The following is a 19577-nucleotide window of genomic DNA, read 5'->3' on the forward strand; positions in this document are numbered from 1 at the left end:
GCCGCGGCTGTGCATCCGCTTGGGGCGAACGGATCCCACGGGCGACGCGGCGGTCAGGCGATCGCCGTGCGACGGGTGAGGTCGGGCGCACGTGGCGGGATGAGCCAGCTGACGACCGCGATCGAGAGCGGCAGCGCGACGGCGAGCAGCCCGAGTTCGAGCCACGGGATGTCCTCCACCAGGAGCGTGCCGCGAGATTGGATCGCGAATCCGATCGGCGGAAGGACGCCCGCCGCTGCGCCGGCGAACGTGCCGAGACCGGCGATGATCAAGCCCTGCCAGAAGCTGATCCCGCGGCGCAGCGCCCGCGTGCCGCCGACGGCGGAGAGGGTCGCATCGTCCGGCCGGCGCTCGAATCGGGCAAGGCCCAGGGCGACGGCGCTCGCGCCGAGCACGAGCACCGCGACGGCGATGAGGATCGGAATCATCCAGAACCCGTCGCGGGACGGACCCTGTTCGTAGTGCGGTGCGAGTGACACGGCAGTGGTCCCGAGGACCTGCGCATGCGCCGTGGCACGATCGAGTTCCGCTGTCGACGGCGACCCGGCGAACGAGGCGATCACCTGTGCCGGCTGCGCGGTGATGCCCAGCTCCGCCGCCTGCTCGGGGGCGATCGCGATCGCGGTCGGCTGGTGGGGGAGATCGAGGACGATGGCGTCGAGCGTCTCGGTCCGACGAGGAGGCGCCGTAGCCGGCTGTCCGTCCGCGGGCAGCCAGATGTTGTCCGGAACGACACCGTCGAAGGCTTCTGCGGCTGTCCATGCCGACAGTTCGATCTCCGCGCCCGAGGCATACCGCGGGTCGGCGACGACGGCGGCACCGTCGCGATAGGCGGACAGCTGCGCAGGCGACAGCTCGACGCCGATCGCCGTCTCGATCTCGGACGGCTCGATGACGGAGAGCGGGTTCGTCGGATCCTGCGACGAATAGGTGTAGGAGGTCTGCGATTGCGGATCGAGCAGGTACCGCTCCGGCAGCACCGCCATGAGCCATGGCGCGTCCTGATCGATCTCCGCTGACGTGTCGGCGAACTGCGGAGGCACCTGCTTCCGGATCACGGCTGCGCCCCGTGCGTCGACCATGTCGGTGAGCTCGACCGCCTGCGCCGCCGCGGCGGAGGCCGCGTCCGTCTCGATCACGGCGGACCCTCCCGTCGAGTACAGCTGGACCGACAGGGAGTTCACCGGCGCCTGATACGCCCAGTTCCGAGCCGAGAGCGAGGTCTGCATCGCGATCTGCCCGATCGCGAACACCGCGATGAAGACGGTCGCCGCGATCGCCGCGAACGCAGGCACGGTTCTGGAGGTGTTGGCCGCGGCATCCCGGGACGCCAGACGCGCCGCCATGCCGAGACGCGACAGGCCTCGTGAGGCGATCCAGAGCAGCCAGGCGCCGGAGAGGAGGATGCCCAGCTGCACGAGGATCGGACCGATCACGATCCCGAACGGCGGGATCAGCCGCAGTGGCGAGTCGTACCCGACATCGGCAGCGTTCACAGCGCCCATCGCCGCCGCTGCTGCGAGTGTCACCACCACGCCGATCAGGAGGATGACAGACCCCCAAACCGGGCGCGACGTCTTCAATCGCTGCGGACGACGCGCGCCGCGCAGGGCGCTGAGCGTGTCGGAGCGGGCGATGGCGCGTGCAGGCATCGCCGCGGATGCGGTGCCGACCACGACGGCGAACACGAGAATGCCCGCGAGCACTGCCCACGGCACATGGAATCCCCAGTACTGGGTGGCCGAGCCGTCGGCGGTGAGCAGCATGATTCCGGCGGCGGCCACCGCACCCACGACGACGCCGGACACGCCGCCGACCAGGCCGAGTACCCCGCCCTGCAGCATGATCGCGCGCAGGAGATCGCCCGCGGAGGCCCCGACACTGGCGGCGACCGCGAGCGAACGCTGCTGTCGCCGCGCCGCGACGGCGAATGCTGCTCCGGCGAGCATCACCACGACGTAGCCCGCGAAAGCCCCGGCCACGGCGAGCAGCATGAGCACGGACCACATCACGCCCTGCGCGCTGTCCGTGACCGTCATCGTCTCGTCATCGAGGCGCTCGGGCGGGTCGAGAACGACCGCCGCGGAATACGCGACCGCTCCCTGCCGGTTGAGCTGCTGCACGTCGGACCAGGAGAGTTCGAGCTGCGGAAGATACCAGCGCGTCTCCCCGGCGATCGGCGCTCCGGCGGGCAGGAAGAGCGCTGCGGTGTCGTCGGCCAGCGTCGCGGCATCCAGAGTGCCGACGATGGTGAACGCCTCGCGGGTGTCGGCGAGCACGACAGCGTCGCCGATGGATGCACCGAGCCGGTCGAGGGCGGCGGGGGTGACCATGGCCTGTTCCGCACCCCGTGGGCGCTGACCGTCGACGAGATCGAAGCGACCGGTGAAGCGCTCGTCCCAGGACTCGCCGCTCCACGCGGGGAGCACTGCGGCTCCGTGGGATGTGAGCACACGGAGCTGTCCCTCCACGATCGGGATCATCTCGGTGTCGACCGGCAGCAGGGTCGCGGCCTCCGGCAGCTGGTCCGGCACGGCCTGCGTGCCGTCGGAGTGCGAGGCGAACCCGTACCAGTCGGGTTCGGTCGGAGCCTGCACGATGGCGGAGTCCGGGCCGCCGACGACCGACACCCAGGCCCGCATGTCGCCGAGTTCCACACGAGATCGCTCCTCGGCCGTGGCGCTCATGCTGAACGCCATGATCGCGTATGCGGTCATGCCGGCGATCGGAAGCGCGATGAGAGCGGTGATGAGCAGACTCGAAAGGATCGTGCGTCGCACCTGCCTGCTGGCGAGTCGCGCGGCGACGCGCCAGCGGGCTCGGAAGGCCGTGCGGCGCTCGACGGGTGCGTCGAGCGCGGCGCTCATCGACTCGTGCCGGTCAGCAGGACATCGGCGGGGTCGTGGCGCGATTCGTCGACGATGCGTCCGTCCCGAAGGAAGACGATGCGATCTGCGAAGGCGGCGTGTCGGGCCTCGTGCGTCACCAGGATGCCGCCGGCACCCGCGTCCACACGGCTGCGCAGCATCCTCAGCACACGTTCCCCCGTGACCGAGTCCAGCGCTCCGGTGGGTTCGTCCGCGAGGATCAGGCGTCTTCCGCCGACCACGGCTCTGGCGATCGCGACCCTCTGCTGCTGGCCACCCGACAGGTCGTCGGGATACGCGTCGAGCTTCTCGTCGAGCCCGACGGAGGCCAGCGCGTCGCGCCCGGCGCGTCTGGCCACGCGCGGGCGAAAGCCGTCGAGCTCCAGCGGCAGCATCACGTTCTCGACCGCGGTCAGCGTCGGGATGAGATTGAAATCCTGGAAGACGAATCCCAGCGAGCGGCGCCGGAGCCGGGCCAGCTGCGCAGGAGACTGTTCGCTCAGGTGAGCACCTTCGATGACGACCTCGCCGGTCGTCGGGGTCGCGAGCCCGCCGGCGATCGACAGCAGGGTCGACTTGCCTGACCCGGACGCACCCATGACGGCGACGAGCTCGCCACTGGCGACCTCGAGGTCGACGCCCGACAAGGCCGAGACGGCCGTCGGGCCGCGCCCGTACTGCTGGGTGACTCCGACCAGGCGCAGGATCACATCGTCGGCGCTCATCGTGCGTTCGCCGCGTCCGTGGCGGTCTTCTGCGGCCGTCCGCGACGCGGACGATCCGTGGCCAGCTCGAGTGCCATCGCGTGCTCGGGATGCATTGCCAGGCGTTGCTCGGTGTGATCGAGCCAGCGCACCTCCGCCTCAGCGGCGAAGATCATCGAATCGACGACGAGCGACCAGGCCAGCTCTTGCGGCCCCTCAGGGTCTCCGCCGGCGTACTTGGCGCGTTGCAGCGACTGCAGCTGACGCAGAGACGCCTTGCGCTGCGTCTGGATCACCGTCGTCACATCGATGCCCGGTAGCGTCGCTGCGACGGCGAGTTTGATCGCCAATTCGTCTCGTGTCGCTTGACCTCGTTCGACGGGGGAGGACAGCCATGAGGCGACCTCGGCGGAACCGGCGTGCGTGATCTGCCAATAGACGTGGCCGTGCTCGTCGACCTCACCGCGGTGGACCAGACCGTCGCGTTCGAGGCGCTCGAGCGTGTTGTAGATCTGGCCCACGTTCAGCGGCCAGGTGGAACCGGTGCGTCGATCGAACTCGGCTCGCAGCTGGTAGCCGTAACAGGGGCCTTGGTCGAGGATGGCGAGCAGGCTCTGACGGACGGACATGCGATCTCCTTCGGGTGGAGTGTGCGAAATCTATTCTGAGTATATAGATACTGGGAAATCGAGTCCAGGATCCCGTGCAGGCGACGCGCAGGTCACGGCCCGGTAACATGGCACAGTATGCCCGGCACCGGCCCCATCGGGGCGGCCGGGATCTGACCCAGAACAGGGAGATGACTTAAGTGGCGAATCCTCTTGAGAAGCTGCTGCGCGCGGGTGAAGGTCGCATCCTTCGCCGGCTCAACCAGGTCGTGAAGGCTGTCGGTGCGCTGGAGGCGGACTTCGAGAAACTCACCGATGAGGAGCTCGCGAACGAGACCGTCGAGCTTCGCGCCCGGTTCGAGAAGGGCGAGACGCTCGACCAGCTCATGGCCGAGGCGTATGCCGCCGTCCGCGAGGCGGCCAAGCGCACCCTGGGAATGCGCGCGTACGACGTCCAGATCATGGGTGGCGCTGCGCTGCACATGGGCAACATCGCCGAGATGAAGACCGGTGAGGGAAAGACCCTGGTCGCGACCTTCCCGACGTACCTCAACGCGATCGCCGGCAAGGGCGTGCACGTCATCACGGTGAACGACTTCCTGGCGTCGTACCAGGCCGAGCTCATGGGCCGCGTCTACCGCGCCCTCGGCATGACCACCGGCATCATCGTCTCCGGACAGACGCCGGCCGTTCGTCGGGAGCAGTACGCCGCAGACATCACCTATGGAACGAACAACGAGTTCGGCTTCGACTACCTGCGCGACAACATGGCATGGCGCAAGGAGGATCTCGTCCAGCGGGACCACTTCTTCGCGATCGTCGATGAGGTCGACTCGATCCTCATCGACGAGGCGAGGACGCCGCTGATCATCTCCGGTCCGTCCTCGGGCGAGGCGAACCGGTGGTTCGCCGAGTTCGCCAAGATCGCCCGCACGCTCGTCGAGGGCGAGGACTACGAGGTCGACGAGAAGAAGCGCACCGTCGGCGTGCTCGAGCCCGGCATCGAGAAGGTCGAGGACTACCTCGGCATCGACAACCTGTACGAGTCGGCGAACACGCCGCTCATCTCGTTCCTGAACAACTCGATCAAGGCACTCGCCCTGTTCAAGAAAGACACCGACTACGTCGTCATGAACGACGAGGTCATGATCGTCGACGAGCACACCGGTCGCATCCTCGTGGGGCGCCGGTACAACGAGGGCATCCACCAGGCCATCGAGGCCAAGGAGGGCGTGCCGGTCAAGGCCGAGAACCAGACCCTGGCCACCGTCACCCTGCAGAACTACTTCCGTCTGTACGACAAGCTCGCAGGCATGACCGGTACCGCCGAGACCGAGGCGGCCGAGTTCATGTCGACCTACCAGCTCGGCGTCGTCCCGATCCCGACCAACCGGCCGATGATCCGCAAGGACCAGGCGGACCTGGTCTACAAGAACGAGACCGCGAAGTTCGCACAGGTGGTCGAGGACATCGCCGAGCGGCACGCCGACGGTCAGCCGGTGCTCGTCGGAACCGTCAGCGTCGAGAAGAGCGAGTACCTGTCTCGGCTGCTGGCGAAGAAGGGCATCAAGCACGAGGTCCTCAACGCGAAGAACCACGCTCGCGAGGCCGAGATCGTCGCGCGCGCCGGCCGGCTGGGCGCCGTGACCGTCGCCACGAACATGGCCGGTCGAGGCACCGACATCATGCTCGGCGGAAACGCCGAGTTCCTCGCGGTTCAGGAGCTCAAGGCCAAGGGCCTGGATCCGGCCGAGACGCCGGAGGAGTACGAGTCCGCATGGGATGAGACCTACGAGGCGATGAAGGCCATCGTCGCCGAGGAGAGCTCGAAGGTCGTGGAAGCGGGCGGCCTGTACGTCCTCGGCACCGAGCGCCACGAGTCGCGCCGCATCGACAACCAGCTGCGCGGACGTTCGGGCCGTCAGGGCGACCCCGGTGAGAGCCGTTTCTACCTCAGCCTCACCGACGACCTCATGCGCCTGTTCCAGTCCGGTGCCGCCGAGGCGATCCTGGCTCGGACGAACTTCCCGGATGACGTGCCGATCGAGTCGGGCCTGGTCTCACGAGCCATTCGCAGCGCGCAGTCGCAGGTCGAGGCGCGCAACGCCGAGATGCGCAAGAACGTGCTCAAGTACGACGACGTCCTCAACCGTCAGCGCGAGGCCATCTACGCCGACCGCCGGCAGATCCTGCACGGCGACGACATCGCCGATCGCGTGCAGCATTTCATCGAGGATGCCATCACCGGCGTGGTCAAGGACCACACCGCCGAAGGCCACAACGAGAGTTGGGACTTCGACGCGCTCTGGACCGAGCTGAAGACGCTCTACCCCGTCGGCGTCACGATCGACGAGGTCGTCTCCGAGGCGCAGGGCCGTAAGGGCGGCATCACCTCCGACGGACTCATCCGCGAGCTGCTCTCGGACGCGAAGATCGCCTACGAGAAGCGCGAGACGACCCTGGGCACCCCGGCGACTCGTGAGCTCGAGCGGCGCGTCGTCCTGCAGGTGCTGGACCGCCGCTGGCGCGACCACCTCTACGAGATGGACTACCTCAAGGACGGCATCGGCCTGCGCGCCATGGCGCAGCGCGACCCGCTGATCGAGTACCAGCGCGAGGGCTACGCCATGTTCCAGGCGATGATGGGCCAGATCAAGGAGGAGTCGGTCGGATACCTCTACAACCTCGAGGTCGAGGTTCGTCGCGCCGGCGATTCCGAGACGGCTTCCGTCGAGGCCAAGGGGCTGGCGGACGGCGCTCCGGAGCAGCGGCTGGAGTATTCCGCGCCGAGCGACTCGGGCGACGTCGAGGTGCGCAACGAGCGCGGCCAGGTGCAGCAGGCGGCGACCGATCGTGTTCGTCGTGCCGCCGCGGCCGCAGCCGCCGCTCCCGCAACGGACGCTCCGACCGAACGCGGCGCGTTCGGGCAGCCCACCGCGGGCGGCCAGGATTCCGGCGCGCAGAACCGCGCCCAGCGGCGCGCAGGCAAGAAGAAGTGATGCCTTCCGCCGGCTGACCGCATGGTCGGCCGGCGGAATCGAGCCGATCCGACGCCGATGGATCACGCTTTGGCCTGCGGGCGAGAAGCATCGTCTGCGCGGCGATAGGCTTTCTCAATGACTCACTCGCGCCACTTCGACCAGTCGTCGAAGCTCAAGAACGTCCTGTACGAGATCCGTGGACGGGTCCCTGCAGAGGCGGCGCGGCTGGAGGCCGAGGGCCACAGCATCCTCAAGCTCAACACGGGCAACCCGGCCATCTTCGGCTTCGAAGCTCCGCATCAGATCGTGCACGACATGCTCGCGGCGCTGCCGACGGCGCACGGGTACAGCGACAGCAAGGGCATCATCTCGGCGCGTCGTGCCGTGGTGAGCCGCTACGAGCAGATCGAGGGGTTCCCCGCGGTCGACCCGGACGACGTGTATCTCGGCAACGGCGTCTCGGAGCTCATCACGATGACGATGCAGGCGCTGCTCGATGAGGGCGACGAGGTGCTGATTCCCGCGCCCGACTATCCGCTGTGGACGGCCATGACCAGCCTCGCCGGCGGGACCCCGGTGCACTACCTCTGCGATGAGGATGCCGGATGGGAGCCCGATCTCGAAGACATCCGGGCGAAGGTCACGCCTCGCACCAAAGCCATCGTCATCATCAATCCGAACAACCCCACCGGTGTCGTCTACTCGAAGGCCGTGCTGGAGGGAATCGTCCAGATCGCGCGCGAGAACGAGCTGCTGCTGCTGTCGGACGAGATCTACGACCGCATCCTCTTCGACGACGCGGTGCACATCCCGACGGCGACGCTCGCTCCGGATCTGCTGTGCCTGACCTTCAACGGTCTCTCCAAGACGTACCGCGTCGCCGGATTCCGCTCGGGCTGGCTGGTCATCACGGGCCCTCAGGGACACGCCAAGGGCTTCATCGAGGGCATCACCCTGCTGGCATCGACGCGCCTGTGCCCGAACGTCCCCGCGCAGCACGCCGTGCAGGCAGCGCTTTCGGGAGTTCAGTCCATCGATGCGCTGATCGGGCCGAGCGGGCGACTGCACGAGCAGCGTGACGTCGCGTGGGAGGGCCTGGAGGCCATCCCCGGCGTGTCGTGCGTGAAGCCGCAAGGGGCGCTCTACGCCTTCCCTCGGCTCGATCCGAACGTGCACGACATCCACGATGACGAGAAGCTCGTCTACGACCTGCTGGTGGCCGAGCGCATCCTGCTCGTGCAGGGGACCGGGTTCAACTGGCCCACCCCGGATCACTTCCGCGTCGTGACGCTGCCGGAACCGCGGGTGCTCGGCGACGCGATCGAACGTCTCGGAAACTTCCTCGCCGACTACCGGCAGTGACGGTCGGGGCCGTCGCGTCGCCGGCGTCCTGCGCGAGTCGACGGATGCCGGCGACCAGAGGGGACCGCGGGGTCACGTCGGCGATCGGCCGCGCGTGCAGCAGCGCGGCATCCGTCGCGCGCTGATCGTACGGGAGGAAGCTGACGTCCGTGATGCCGGCGAACCGCTCCAGGGTGCGGCGGACCTGACCACGCGCGTCGATTCCGAGGGGTCCGGGGCGCACCCGGTTCACCGCCACGCGCACCGGGGTGTCGCCGACGATGCCGCGCAGCTCGGAGTGGTCGCGGAGGAACCGTGCCACGCCGAGCGGATCCGCTGACGCGACGGCCACGATCTCGTCCGCGTCGGCGAGGACGGCAGCCGTCGCGGCGTGGCGCCTCGGACCCTCGAGATCCCACGTCACTTCGTCATCGGCTTCGAACGCGGCCGACGTGTCGACCACGCACCGATCGACCCAGTCGCGGCAGGCGGCGAGCGTACGCCGCAGCCGATCGGCCGAGAGCTCGGGCCAGCGGCTCGGACGATTCAGGCCGCCGAGCACCTCGAGGCTTCCTCCCGAGGTCTCGACCGTCGCCGAGAGCCGAGTCAGCTCAGCGGAATCGAGCCCGCCGAGCTCGGCCCGCCGACAGGCAGCGGCGAGGCCAGGACCTTCATCGCTCAGTCCGAGCAGCAGCGCGAGCGAGGGGGCGACGCTGTCGGCATCCAGCAGGGCGGTCCGATGACCCGCGCGGGTCAACTCGACCGCCAGCTGAATGGCGACAGTGGAGCGGCCGGGCGCGCCGTGCGGGCCCCACACCGCGATCACGCGCGAACGGCCGTGCGGCGGGGATGCCGGCGCGGCGGGAGCATTCCCGGCGATCGCGTTCGCGATGGCCTCTGCCGTCGCATCCGACGGCAGAGCGCCGGCGATACCGAACCGGCTGAGCAGTCGCGAGTCGCTGTCGCCGAGGGCGACGATGCGGATACCCGCCCGGTCGCACGCTGAGACGACCTCGGCGGTCAGCGCCGCCCTCGTGGCCGGCATGATCAGCGCGTCGAGTTCGCCGAAAGCAGCATGCGGGACGGTCCCGATCGGCAGCACCGCCGCGACCAGGATGCCGAGGTCGGCGAGCTCCTCCGCCAGCGCCGACGCCCGTGGCTCGTCGAGCGCGATGGCGACCGCGCTCATCGCGACCCCATCGGCACGATCGACAGCGCGGCGCCTCCGGTCATGGCGGAGAGCACGTCGGAGACGTCCGAGCGTTCGATCACCAGTTCGACCGCCGGTCTGCTCTGCGCCATCACGCCCGTGGCCTCGACGAGCGATGCCACGGTCACGTCGGCGACGAGAATGCGGGGCTCGTCGAATCCCTCCTCCAACGGAGGAGCCTGCCACAGCTCGACCACGGTGCCGGGCCCGATCCCGGCCGGCAGCCCTGCGCTGCTCTCCACGACGATCGTCGTGGTGCGGGCATCGTCCGCGTCCCCGACGGCTGCGGCCGACAGCAGCTCTCCCTCGGCCAATCCGCGCGTGGCGATCTGTCCGGCGGTGAGGTCCTGTGGGGCGAGATAGCGGTCGGCCGCAGCGCCCAGCGAGACATCCACCACGCTGAAGTCCGAGGAGCTGAGCGCTTCGCCGGGGACGATCGTCCGATCGGCCTGCAGCACCGGGGTGGTGGTTCGGGAGGCATTCACGATCAGCCAGACGCCGAGGATCGAGAGCACGACCAGGGCGACGCCGATGTAGAAGCGGGCGTCACCCCATGGCGTGCGGCGGACGCGCGTGTTCGTGGTCATGATCGACATCGTCACAGAAAACGGCCCCGCGCTGAGAAAGTTATCCACAGGGGTGTCGGTCCCAGGTGCGGATGCCGCTCGGAGTGGACAATGGGAGCATGTCCGAACCGTCGTCCCGCGCTCCGCGGTTCCTCGCCCCGTCCGAGGTCGCCGAGCTGCTGAGCATCGAGGTCGATGAGGTCATCGCCCTCGTTCACGAAGGACGGCTTCGAGGGTCCCAGCTCGGGTCGCCTCCGCGCTGGCGCGTCGAAGAGAGCAGCCTGGCCGAGTATCTCGCAGAGCAGTCCGAGCAGGCCAGGCGCATGGCACTGTGGCGCCAGGCGAACGAGGCGAGCTTCCCCGAGGTGTGGGGCACCACTCCGCACCGACCCTGAAGGATGAGTCCGTCGCAGCGCTCGCGGCACGGTCGCGTCAGCGAGGCTCCAGATCGATGCGTGCGACGGCGGCGAACGCGATGATGCCGTAGGCACGGACGTCCTGCGCGCGCCGAGAAGAACCGGCGTCGTGCGCGGCCAGGTCGAAGTGGTCGGTGCCGGCGCGATCGATCGTGCCGTGTCGACGGGATCCGTCGAGGTCCTCGATCGTCACCGGCACCCGCCGACGCGCGAGATCGCGGAGTACGAAGCCGAGCGTCATCCGCTCACGCAGTTCGGAGGACGGCACGGCAGGATCGAGACTGGCCAGCAGCATCCCGTGGTCCATCCTGATGCCGCGCACGGCCGTGAGCGGGATCAGGGAGGTGCCGCGACTGTGGCTCGGTGACATCGCCAGCCAGTCCGCGCCGATCTCGACGACGCGGCCGGCGATCAACCGCCCGGCGGGCAGCTCCACGGTGACGGATGCCTCGGCGGCGGCGAGCGTGCGCAGACGGGTGCGCACGTCGATGCGTGAGATCCGTAGCCGCTCGGACTCGGCATCCAGAGCCGCGCGCTCCGCCTCCCACTCCGATGCCAGCTGACCCTCGAGGTCCTCGAACAGCCCGTCCCAGTGCACGGCATCGAGCGTAGAGGACCCGCGTCGCCGACGTACGAGTTATCCACAATGGGTGACCGAGATCCGCACGAGTGCGCGCGGACGTGTTCTACTTTCGGCACCTCACGCACGAGAACGGCACGACATGACATTGCACGAATACTTCTCATACCAGCCGACGCCGGCGGCGGAACTGCCCGACCCCGAACCGCTGCTGCGCAGCCTCACGCAGGGTGCGCTGGAGGTGTTCGCCGGCGTCAGGGAAGTCGACCAGCTGGCTCGCTGGTTCAGTGAGGAGGCCTACAGCAAGCTCGTCACGCGTGCGAACCTCGCGGCGCGCGCCCGCAGCGCGAGGGACGTGTCGCCGAGCCGGCCGGTGTTCGAGATCCTGTCCGTGCACAGGTCCGCTCCGGCGGACGGCGTCGTCGAGGCGGTGGTCGTGGTGGCGGGGCCAGGGCGTACACGGGCTGTGGCCATCCGACTGGAGGGACTGGATCATCGGTGGCGTGCGACCTCGCTCGCCGTGCTGTGAGCGGCGGACAGCATCCGAACCACGTGCGACCGGGCTCCGGCGGAGCGCTGGTCTCCGAGGAGATCACGCTCGAGTTCGAGAACTCCGCGGTCGAGGTGGTCTGACTGCACAGCTGTCACGCCGTCGAGCCCTAGGCTTGAGGGGTGTCAACGCTCAGTGATCTCGTCCACGCGCAGGGGTGCCTGACCGACAGCGATGTCGAATGGCTGCACCGCCTCGCGGGAGACGGCCAGCTCCTCGCCGACCTCGCATCCGCCGACATCGTCGTATGGGTGCGCACGGAAGACGGATCGTTCATCGCCGTCGCGCATACCCGGCCCAGCGGTGCGGCGACGCTCTTCTACCGCGACATCGTCGGGGAACGGGTGAGGCCGCAGTGGCGCACCCAGGTGCACGGCGCGTTCGAATCGGGGGAGATCGTGGATTCGTCCTCCCCGGACTGGTTCGAAGAGACACCGACGAGGGTGCGCGCCGTCCCGATCCTCGCGAACCGTTCGAAGGACGACCCTTTGCGAGTGATCGGCGTCGTGACCCGGCACACGAACCTCGGCGAGGCCAGGACGCCATCGCGTCAGCAGATCACCTTCGACGACTGCGCGAACGACCTGTTCCGCATGATCGCCTCCGGCGAGTTCCCCGATCTCGCTGCACCCACCTCGCCGCGGCGCGGTGCGCCGCGCGCATCCGACGGCCTCATCCGGATCGATGTCGACGGCGTCACCACCTTCGCCAGCCCGAACGCGCTGTCGGCGTTCAACCGGATGGGCTTCGACGATGAGCTCGAGGGCGAGTCGCTCGCCGAGGTCACCACCCGCATCCTCCCGGTGACCCGGCAGGTGGACGAATCGCTGCCGGTCGTGGTCACAGGGCGCGCTCCGTGGCGCACCGACATCGAGGCCCGAGGTGTGACGGTGTCGCTGCGGGCGATTCCGCTGCGCGATCACGGCACCCGCATCGGCGCCATCGTCCTGTGCCGCGACGTGACCGAGCTGCGTCACCAGGAGCAGGAGCTCATCACGAAGGACGCGACGATCCGCGAGATCCACCACCGCGTCAAGAACAACCTGCAGACGGTCGCCTCGCTGCTGCGCATACAGGCGCGTCGGACGCACTCCGAAGAGGCGCGCGAGGCGCTCACGCAGGCGATGCGGCGCGTGGACTCGATCGCCGTCGTCCACGACACCCTCGCTCAGGGGCTCACGCAGCAGGTCGACTTCGATGAGGTCTTCGACCGCGTTCTCAAGCTGGTCGCCGAAGTCGCGGCCGCTCCCAATACCCGCGCGCGCACCAGATCCACCGGACATTTCGGCGTTCTTCCGAGCGATTACGCGACGCCGCTCGCGCTCGCGCTGACCGAGGTCGTCACGAACGCGGTCGAGCACGGCCTGGCGGGCCAGGAGGGATTCGTCACGATCGATGCCACGCGCACGGACGAGAACCTGCGTGTCACGGTCGCCGACAACGGTCATGGCCTGCCGGAGGGGCGGATCGGTCAGGGCCTGGGCACTCAGATCATCCGCACGCTCATCCAGGGCGAGCTCGGCGGAACGATCGCGTGGGAGGGCACGGACGGCAAGGGCACCGAGGTGACGATCGACATACCCCTGCGGTGGATCAAGAAGTAGCAGATACGAGAAAGGCCCCTCCGCGGAGGGGCCTTTCTCGTATCGCAGTGTTCAGCTGGCGCGGCGGGCGCGCGCTGCGCGGCGCTTGAGCGCGCGGCGCTCGTCTTCGCTGAGGCCGCCCCACACGCCCGAGTCCTGGCTGGTCTCCAGGGCGTACTGCAGGCAGATCTCGGTGACGGTGCAGGTGGCGCAGACGGCCTTTGCCTTCTCGATCTGATCGACGGCCGGTCCGGTGTTCCCCACGGGGAAGAACAACTCGGGGTCGACGGTCAAGCAGGCGGCCTTATCGCGCCAGTCCATGGGGGCTCCTCGGTGTGGATTCTTGATGAACCAACGGATTTTCGATGGCTCTGATTCGGGCGGCGGAGATTTCGGGTTCCGCTACCCTGGTGAAGTGATGCGAGCGATTGCTCGCCCCACGCCGCTGTGGGAGCACATGACTGTTAACATTGTGTTACAGCATCCGCATGAAATCAAGGGTTTTATGCATTCATATTCAATTCTCAGGGGACCCCAGTGAACGCTCCCGGCCTCGCCCGTGCGGCGGCCGCCGTCCTCGCTCTTGAGGGCATCGCTCTCGTCGTCGTCGCTCTCATCGAGACCTTCGGCCTCGGTTCCGGCGACGCGGCGAACCTCGCGACGGCGCTCGCGCTGATCGTGTTGACGCTGGTCGGCGCCGCGGCACTCATCGCCTTCGCCCTCGGAACTCTGCGCGGGCGATCCTGGGCGCGCTCGGGGGGAGTGGTGCTCCAGGTGCTTGCGGTGGCGCTCGCGCTCGCAGCACTCACGCTGCAGCCCGTGACCTGGCTGTTCGTGCTCGGGGTCGGTGTTCCCGGCATCCTCGGCTTCGTGCTGCTGATCTCGAGCGCGCGTCGCGAAATCGAATCGGACGGACCGACTGCCGGCCGGGGCTGAGCCCGACCGATCAGGCGTCGACGCCGAGAACCTTGCGCAGGCGAGCGACGTGGCCTGTCGCCTTGACGTTGTACAGCGCGTGGGTGATGACGCCCTGCTCGTCGAGCACGAACGTCGAGCGGATGACGCCCTCGACGACCTTGCCGTAGTTCATCTTCTCGCCCCACACCCCGTAGGCGGTGTGCACGGCATGGTCGGGGTCGCTCAGCAGCGTGAACGTGAGAGCGTCGCGGTCGCGGAACTCGGCGAGCTTGGCAGGTTCGTCGCGCGAGATGCCGACGACCCGGTAGCCGGCTCCCTGCAGCGAGGCGATGCTGTCGCGGAAGTCGCACGCCTGAGTCGTGCACCCCGGGGTCATGGCGGCCGGATAGAAGTACAGCACGACCTTCTCGCCGCGCAGGTCGGCCAGGCTCACGGATGAGCCGTCCTGGTCGAGCAGCGTGAAGTCGGGGGCGGTGGATCCGGGAGCGAGGCGCAGTTCAGTCACGGTTCAACACTAACGTCCCGGCGTCTGCTCGGCCTTGTCCGCGAAGGTCTGGAGCAGCCGCTGCAGCGAGTCGAGACGCGACAGTTCCGCGGGGCTCAGCTCGCCGCGGTCGGCAGCCTCGATGAGTGCGCAGTCCGGTGCGTCCGTGAGGTGGGTGCAGCCGCGGGGGCAGTTCTCGGCGATGGCGGCGAGCTCGGTGAACGCAGCGAGGATGTTCGCCGGGTCCACGTGGCCGAGACCGAAGGAGCGCACACCAGGGGTGTCGATGACCCAACCCGTGCCGGTCGCGCCCTCGTAGCGCAGCGACACCGTGGACGACGACGTGTGCCTTCCGCGCCCGGTGACCTGATTCACATGCCCGGTGGCCCGGTAGGCGGATGGGACCAGGGCGTTCACGAGGGTCGACTTCCCGACTCCGGAATGCCCGACGAAGACCGTCGAATGCCCGACGAGCGCCGCACCGATCTCATCGACCGGCATCACGTCCTTGGCGCTGGTGAACACCCGCAGGTCCAGACCTTCGAAGTGCGCGAGGAAGGCGGTCGGGTCCTGCAGATCGGTCTTGGTCACCACGAGGAGCGGTCGGATGCCGGCATCCAGCGCCGCGACGAGGTACCGGTCCACCAGACGGGGACGCGGCTCCGGATCGGCGGCGGCCACGACGATGAGCATCTGGTCGGCGTTCGCGACCACGACGCGCTCGATCAGATCGGTATCGTCCGCGCTGCGGCGCAGAAGCGACGTGCGCTCGACGATGCCGACGATGCGCGCGAGCGTGCCCTCGTCGCCACTGGTGTCGCCGACCACTCTGGCCAGGTCGCCCGTGACGATGGGGGTGCGGCGCAGCTCGCGTGCTCTGGTGGTCGTGATGGTGCGCTCGTCATCGGTGCCCTCGTCGATCATGGCGGCGTAGCGGCCGCGGTCGACGCCCAGCACGCGTCCGATCACGGCGTCCTCGTGCGCTGGCCGACGTTTGGTCCGCGGGCGGTTGGCCTTGGGATTCGGGCGAACCCTGATGTTCGACTCGTCGAAGTCCTCGAACTCGTCGTCCAGGTCGTCGTCCGGATCGAGCCAGCTCACAGCGCCCCCAGCATCCGCTCCCACAGCAGCGTGAACTCGGGCAGCGTCTTGGCGGTCGTTCCGATGTCGTCGATCTCGACGCCCGGCACGCGCAATCCGACCAGCGCGCCGGTCGTCGCCATGCGGTGGTCGTGGTGGGCGGCCCACGTGCCGCCGGTGAGCCCCCGCGGCACGATGCGCAGCCCGTCGGGAAGTTCTTCCGCCTCGCCGCCGAGCGCGCGGATGTTGCGCACGAGGGCGGCGATGCGGTCGGTCTCGTGCAGGCGGATGTGACCGATCCCGCGGAACGTGGAGGGCGCGTCCGCGAAGAGCGCGAGACCGACGATGGTCGGCGTGAGTTCGCTCGCCGCCGACAGATCCAGATCGACCCCGCGGATGCCGGAACCTGCGCGCACGGTCAGATCACCGTGCTGACGGCTGGCGTGGGCGCCCATCGCCTGGAGGATATCCGGCAGGAGGGCGCCTGGTTGCGTCGAGTGCAACGGCCAGTTCTTTACCGTGACGTCTCCGCCGGTGACCAGTGCCGCCCCGAGGAACGGCGCCGCATTGGACAGATCGGGTTCGATCGCGATCTCCTTGGCGCGGGGCACCCCGGCCTCGACGAGCCATTCCCCGGTGGCGGGGCGTTCGATGCGGATGCCGCGGCGGCTGAGAGATTCGATCGTCATGTCGATGTGCGGCAGGCTCGGCAGGTGCTCGCCGGTGTGGACGAGGTGCAGTCCGACATCGAATCGGGGAGCCGCGAGCAGCAGTCCGGAGACGAACTGGCTCGACGCGGAGGCGTCGATCTCGATGCGTCCGCCGCGGATGCGACCGTGACCGCGGATCGTGAACGGCAGCGACCATGTGCCCTCGTCGTCGATGTCGACGCCGAGATCGCGCAGCGCGGTGATCATCGCCCCCATCGGGCGGTGCAGGGCGGTCTCGTGCGCCGTGAGGTGCACATCCTCACGCGCGAGACCGGCCAGCGGCGCGATGAAGCGCATCACGGTTCCGGCCTGTCCGCAGTCGATCGTCATCCCGCCGGCGAGGGGCGCGGGGGTGACGACGAGATCCGGACCGAACTCGTTGCCGGCCTCGACCTCCTCGATGCCGGTTCCGAGCGCGCGCAGCGCTTCGATCATGCGACGCGAGTCATCGGAGTGCAGTGGCGCGACGAGCCGCCCAGGGCCGTCTGCAATGGCCGCGATGATGAGTTCGCGGTTGGTCAGCGACTTCGACCCTGGGATGGTCACGCCGGCGTGCACCGAACCGTCGGCGGTGGGAGCGGCGTAGGCGCCGCGGGCTGGGGCGGGGGAATACCGTGTGTCACTCATCGGTTCCCACTGTAGTGAACGGTGGTGCTTACACCGAGAAGGAGTGGTGATGATCGCGACTGTCGATCAGGAATTCGCGGACATCGTCGGCCTAGACTGGCCGGTGATGGATGACACCGCACCTGCCGACACGGTCGGCGACGCTCGACGAGAGTTCGAGGAACAGGCGATCCCGTTCATGGATCAGCTCTATGCCGCCGCCATGCGCATGACTCGCAACCCCGCGGACGCCGCGGATCTCGTGCAGGAGACCTTCGTGAAGGCCTTCGGTTCGTGGTCGTCGTTCTCGCAGGGGACGAACCTGAAGGCGTGGCTGTACCGGATTCTGACGAACACGTACATCAACATCTATCGCAAGAAGCAGCGCGAGCCGTTCCAGGGCACGATCGACGAGCTCGAGGACTGGCAGCTCGGCGGCGCTGAGTCGACCACGGCGTCGCACGGTCGCTCGGCCGAGGCCGAAGCGATCGACCGCATGCCTGCCTCCGTCGTCAAGGACGCTCTGCAGGAGTTGCCGGAGGACTTCCGGCTGGCCGTCTACTTCGCCGATGTCGAAGGCTTCGCGTATCAGGAGATCGCCGACATCATGAAGACCCCCATCGGCACCGTGATGAGTCGTCTGCATCGTGGCAGACGGATGCTGCGGGAGCTGCTGGCAGATTACGCCGCTGAGCGAGGGATCGCCACGGCCACGACGAGGAGCAGGAAATGAGCGACTGCGGCTGCGAGAAGGCGCGTCAGGATCTGGAGGAATACCTCCGCAACGAGGTCTGCAAGACGGAGCACGCCGAGATCCGCGAGCATCTGGAGAACTGCCCGGGATGCCGAGACGAGGCGCTCGTGGCGACGACGCTGACCGACGTGATCGCTCGCGCCTGCAAGGAGTCCGCTCCCGAGGAGCTGCGCGACCAGGTCTTCGCCAAGCTCCGCGCCGTGCAGGCCAGCGCCCACTGACCGCGTCGACGTCGGACGGTGCCCATAGGCTGGTGCCATGACTGACGCACGCAGTGTTCCCGTCGATCCCGCGTCCGCCGAGCGCCTCGCGGCCCAGGGCCTGACCTACCGTTTCATCGACACCGCATCGGATGCCGATACCGAGGCGTTCCTCCGGGCGGACGCCCGCGGGTTCCTCGATTCCGATCCGACGGCCGAACAGGTGACGGGTGACCGCTCGAGCCTCGCAGACCGGCGCAACATCGGCGTCTTCGAGGCCGACGTCCCGCTCGGCACCTGGCCGATCGCGACGGTGAACTCCTGGGTCACCCCGCTGACGGTGCCCGGGGGCGAGGTCGACATGTGGGCGATCAGCTCGGTCACGGTGTCGGGTACCCACCGGCGGCGAGGGATCGCCCGCGCGCTCCTCGAGGGCGAGCTGCGAGCTGCGGCATCCGCCGGGGTGCCGATCGCGGGTCTCACCGCGTCAGAGGCCACGATCTACAGCCGGTACGGCTTCGCTCCCGCCATTCCGGCTGCCAGGGTCAACATCGACACGCGTCGCGCGGGCTGGGCCGGCCCCGATGTCGCAGGGCGGGTGGAGTACATCGACCGCGAGACGCTGCAGGAGAATCTCGGCACCCTGCACGAGGTCGCCAGAACCCAGCGCTCCGGACAGATCGCCGGGTGGCCGGGGCGCTGGCAGCGCATGGCAGGTCTGTCCGCCGGACACCCGAACGCCACCGCGCTCCGCGGTGTCCGCTACCGGGATGCCGACGGCGCCGTCCGCGGTGCGATGGCGTACAAGCTCACCGAGATCTCCGGGTCCTTCCGGTTCGACCTCGAGATCCAGCACCTCTCGGCCGTGACGGCTGACGCGCTCGTCGCGCTGTGGCGATTCGCAGTGCAGCACGATCTCGTGAACTCGGTGTCCGCTTCGCTGCGCCCGCTCGACGATCCGATCACCTGGCTGGTGGCGGATCAGCGTGCCGTGCATGTCAACGTGCATGATCACGGCTGGTTGCGCGTGCTCGACGTGCCGGCGGCCCTGAGCGCGCGGAGCTATCCAGCACCGCTGGATCTCGTTCTGCGCGTCGACGACCCGCTCGGTTTCGCCGCCGGTTCGTGGCGGCTGACCGTCGGCGACGACGGCGGCGCCTCGGTGACACCCGTCGACAGCGCCACGTCTGCCGACGTGACGCTGGATGCGGTCACGCTCTCCGCGCTCTACGCCGGGGGAGTGAGCGCCGTCCAGTTGCGCGCGGCAGGTCGATTGGAGACGCAGGCCGACACGGCGGCATCCATCGATGACGCCTTCCGCGCCGCTGAGGCGCCTCTGCTGGCGATCTGGTACTGATCAGCGCGTCTCACCACGACGAAGCCCACCCGCGCGGTCTCCCGTGCGGGTGGGCTTTCGTC

19 protein-coding genes are annotated in these 19577 nt (G+C 68.6%); 9 read left to right on the forward strand and 10 right to left on the reverse strand.

Annotated elements, in window-relative coordinates:
- Positions 1-53 precede the first annotated feature (53 nt).
- From ACFCYE_RS06020 to ACFCYE_RS06030, 3 genes are read right to left on the reverse strand one after another with little or no spacing between them, the layout of a single operon-like run.
- On the reverse strand, positions 54-2867 hold the full coding sequence (locus ACFCYE_RS06020; RefSeq protein ID WP_376177216.1) for an ABC transporter permease: 2814 nt from the start codon (positions 2865-2867) through the stop codon (positions 54-56).
- A complete protein-coding gene (locus ACFCYE_RS06025; protein WP_376177217.1) occupies positions 2864-3592 on the reverse strand; it encodes an ABC transporter ATP-binding protein in 729 nt (242 codons plus the stop codon). The genes ACFCYE_RS06020 and ACFCYE_RS06025 overlap by 4 nt, the downstream gene beginning before the upstream one ends.
- A complete protein-coding gene (locus tag ACFCYE_RS06030; RefSeq protein ID WP_376177219.1) occupies positions 3589-4200 on the reverse strand; it encodes a PadR family transcriptional regulator in 612 nt (203 codons plus the stop codon). The genes ACFCYE_RS06025 and ACFCYE_RS06030 overlap by 4 nt, the downstream gene beginning before the upstream one ends.
- A gap of 179 nt (positions 4201-4379) precedes the next feature.
- On the opposite strand from ACFCYE_RS06030, the gene secA reads away from it, so the two are divergent.
- Both secA and ACFCYE_RS06040 read left to right on the forward strand, forming a co-directional pair.
- The gene (gene secA, locus ACFCYE_RS06035; protein WP_376177221.1) at positions 4380-7178 is read left to right on the forward strand and encodes a preprotein translocase subunit SecA; all 2799 of its coding nucleotides are present in this window, start codon (positions 4380-4382) and stop codon (positions 7176-7178) included.
- Between the two features lie 117 nt (positions 7179-7295).
- Complete coding sequence (locus ACFCYE_RS06040; RefSeq protein WP_376177223.1) at positions 7296-8522, forward strand: pyridoxal phosphate-dependent aminotransferase; 1227 nt, start codon at positions 7296-7298, stop codon at positions 8520-8522.
- Here ACFCYE_RS06040 and ACFCYE_RS06045 read toward each other — a convergent pair.
- Both ACFCYE_RS06045 and ACFCYE_RS06050 read right to left on the reverse strand, forming a co-directional pair.
- Positions 8413-9690, reverse strand: a complete 1278-nt coding sequence (locus ACFCYE_RS06045; RefSeq protein WP_376177225.1) for a CpaE family protein — start codon at positions 9688-9690, stop codon at positions 8413-8415. The genes ACFCYE_RS06040 and ACFCYE_RS06045 overlap by 110 nt on opposite strands.
- Complete coding sequence (locus ACFCYE_RS06050) at positions 9687-10298, reverse strand: SAF domain-containing protein (RefSeq protein ID WP_376177227.1); 612 nt, start codon at positions 10296-10298, stop codon at positions 9687-9689. Before ACFCYE_RS06050 ends, ACFCYE_RS06045 begins: the two co-directional genes overlap by 4 nt.
- Positions 10299-10396: 98 nt before the next feature.
- Between ACFCYE_RS06050 and ACFCYE_RS06055 the strand changes: the two genes are divergently transcribed.
- Positions 10397-10672: a helix-turn-helix domain-containing protein gene (locus ACFCYE_RS06055; RefSeq protein ID WP_376177228.1), complete on the forward strand. Its 276-nt coding sequence runs from the start codon at positions 10397-10399 to the stop codon at positions 10670-10672.
- A gap of 37 nt (positions 10673-10709) precedes the next feature.
- Here ACFCYE_RS06055 and ACFCYE_RS06060 read toward each other — a convergent pair whose 3' ends face one another.
- Positions 10710-11291: a hypothetical protein gene (locus tag ACFCYE_RS06060; RefSeq protein WP_376177229.1), complete on the reverse strand. Its 582-nt coding sequence runs from the start codon at positions 11289-11291 to the stop codon at positions 10710-10712.
- A gap of 124 nt (positions 11292-11415) precedes the next feature.
- Between ACFCYE_RS06060 and ACFCYE_RS06065 the strand changes: the two genes are divergently transcribed.
- Positions 11416-11802 carry an Rv3235 family protein gene (locus tag ACFCYE_RS06065; RefSeq protein ID WP_376177231.1) on the forward strand — a complete coding sequence of 129 codons (387 nt, stop codon included), beginning with the start codon at positions 11416-11418 and terminating at the stop codon, positions 11800-11802.
- Between the two features lie 143 nt (positions 11803-11945).
- Positions 11946-13427 carry a sensor histidine kinase gene (locus ACFCYE_RS06070; RefSeq protein ID WP_376177233.1) on the forward strand — a complete coding sequence of 494 codons (1482 nt, stop codon included), beginning with the start codon at positions 11946-11948 and terminating at the stop codon, positions 13425-13427.
- Between the two features lie 51 nt (positions 13428-13478).
- Here ACFCYE_RS06070 and ACFCYE_RS06075 read toward each other — a convergent pair whose 3' ends face one another.
- Positions 13479-13727 (reverse strand): WhiB family transcriptional regulator, encoded by a 249-nt coding sequence (locus tag ACFCYE_RS06075; protein ID WP_243224897.1) that lies wholly within the window; start codon positions 13725-13727, stop codon positions 13479-13481.
- Between the two features lie 216 nt (positions 13728-13943).
- Here ACFCYE_RS06075 and ACFCYE_RS06080 point away from each other — a divergent pair, with 216 nt between their 5' ends.
- A complete protein-coding gene (locus ACFCYE_RS06080; protein ID WP_376177235.1) occupies positions 13944-14342 on the forward strand; it encodes a hypothetical protein in 399 nt (132 codons plus the stop codon).
- 10 nt (positions 14343-14352) lie between these two features.
- Here the strand turns inward: ACFCYE_RS06080 and bcp are convergent, their stop codons facing one another.
- From bcp to aroA, 3 genes are read right to left on the reverse strand one after another with little or no spacing between them, the layout of a single operon-like run.
- Complete coding sequence (bcp, locus tag ACFCYE_RS06085) at positions 14353-14829, reverse strand: thioredoxin-dependent thiol peroxidase (protein ID WP_376177236.1); 477 nt, start codon at positions 14827-14829, stop codon at positions 14353-14355.
- Between the two features lie 9 nt (positions 14830-14838).
- Positions 14839-15909 carry a ribosome small subunit-dependent GTPase A gene (gene rsgA / locus ACFCYE_RS06090; protein ID WP_376177237.1) on the reverse strand — a complete coding sequence of 357 codons (1071 nt, stop codon included), beginning with the start codon at positions 15907-15909 and terminating at the stop codon, positions 14839-14841.
- Positions 15906-17225, reverse strand: coding sequence for a 3-phosphoshikimate 1-carboxyvinyltransferase (gene aroA / locus ACFCYE_RS06095; protein ID WP_376177238.1), 1320 nt, complete (start codon positions 17223-17225; stop codon positions 15906-15908). Before aroA ends, rsgA begins: the two co-directional genes overlap by 4 nt.
- A 49-nt stretch (positions 17226-17274) precedes the next feature.
- Here aroA and ACFCYE_RS06100 point away from each other — a divergent pair, with 49 nt between their 5' ends.
- Genes ACFCYE_RS06100 through ACFCYE_RS06110 form a run of 3 tightly spaced genes read left to right on the forward strand, consistent with a single transcriptional unit; the run spans position 17275 to position 19515 of the window.
- Positions 17275-17937 (forward strand): sigma-70 family RNA polymerase sigma factor, encoded by a 663-nt coding sequence (locus ACFCYE_RS06100; RefSeq protein WP_376177239.1) that lies wholly within the window; start codon positions 17275-17277, stop codon positions 17935-17937.
- On the forward strand, positions 17934-18179 hold the full coding sequence (locus tag ACFCYE_RS06105) for a zf-HC2 domain-containing protein (protein WP_376177240.1): 246 nt from the start codon (positions 17934-17936) through the stop codon (positions 18177-18179). The genes ACFCYE_RS06100 and ACFCYE_RS06105 overlap by 4 nt, the downstream gene beginning before the upstream one ends.
- 37 nt (positions 18180-18216) lie before the next feature.
- Positions 18217-19515 (forward strand): GNAT family N-acetyltransferase, encoded by a 1299-nt coding sequence (locus ACFCYE_RS06110; RefSeq protein WP_376177242.1) that lies wholly within the window; start codon positions 18217-18219, stop codon positions 19513-19515.
- Positions 19516-19577 lie beyond the last annotated feature (62 nt).

The sequence above is a fragment of the Microbacterium sp. NPDC056234 genome, from assembly GCF_042267585.1.
GTDB lineage: Bacteria > Actinomycetota > Actinomycetes > Actinomycetales > Microbacteriaceae > Microbacterium.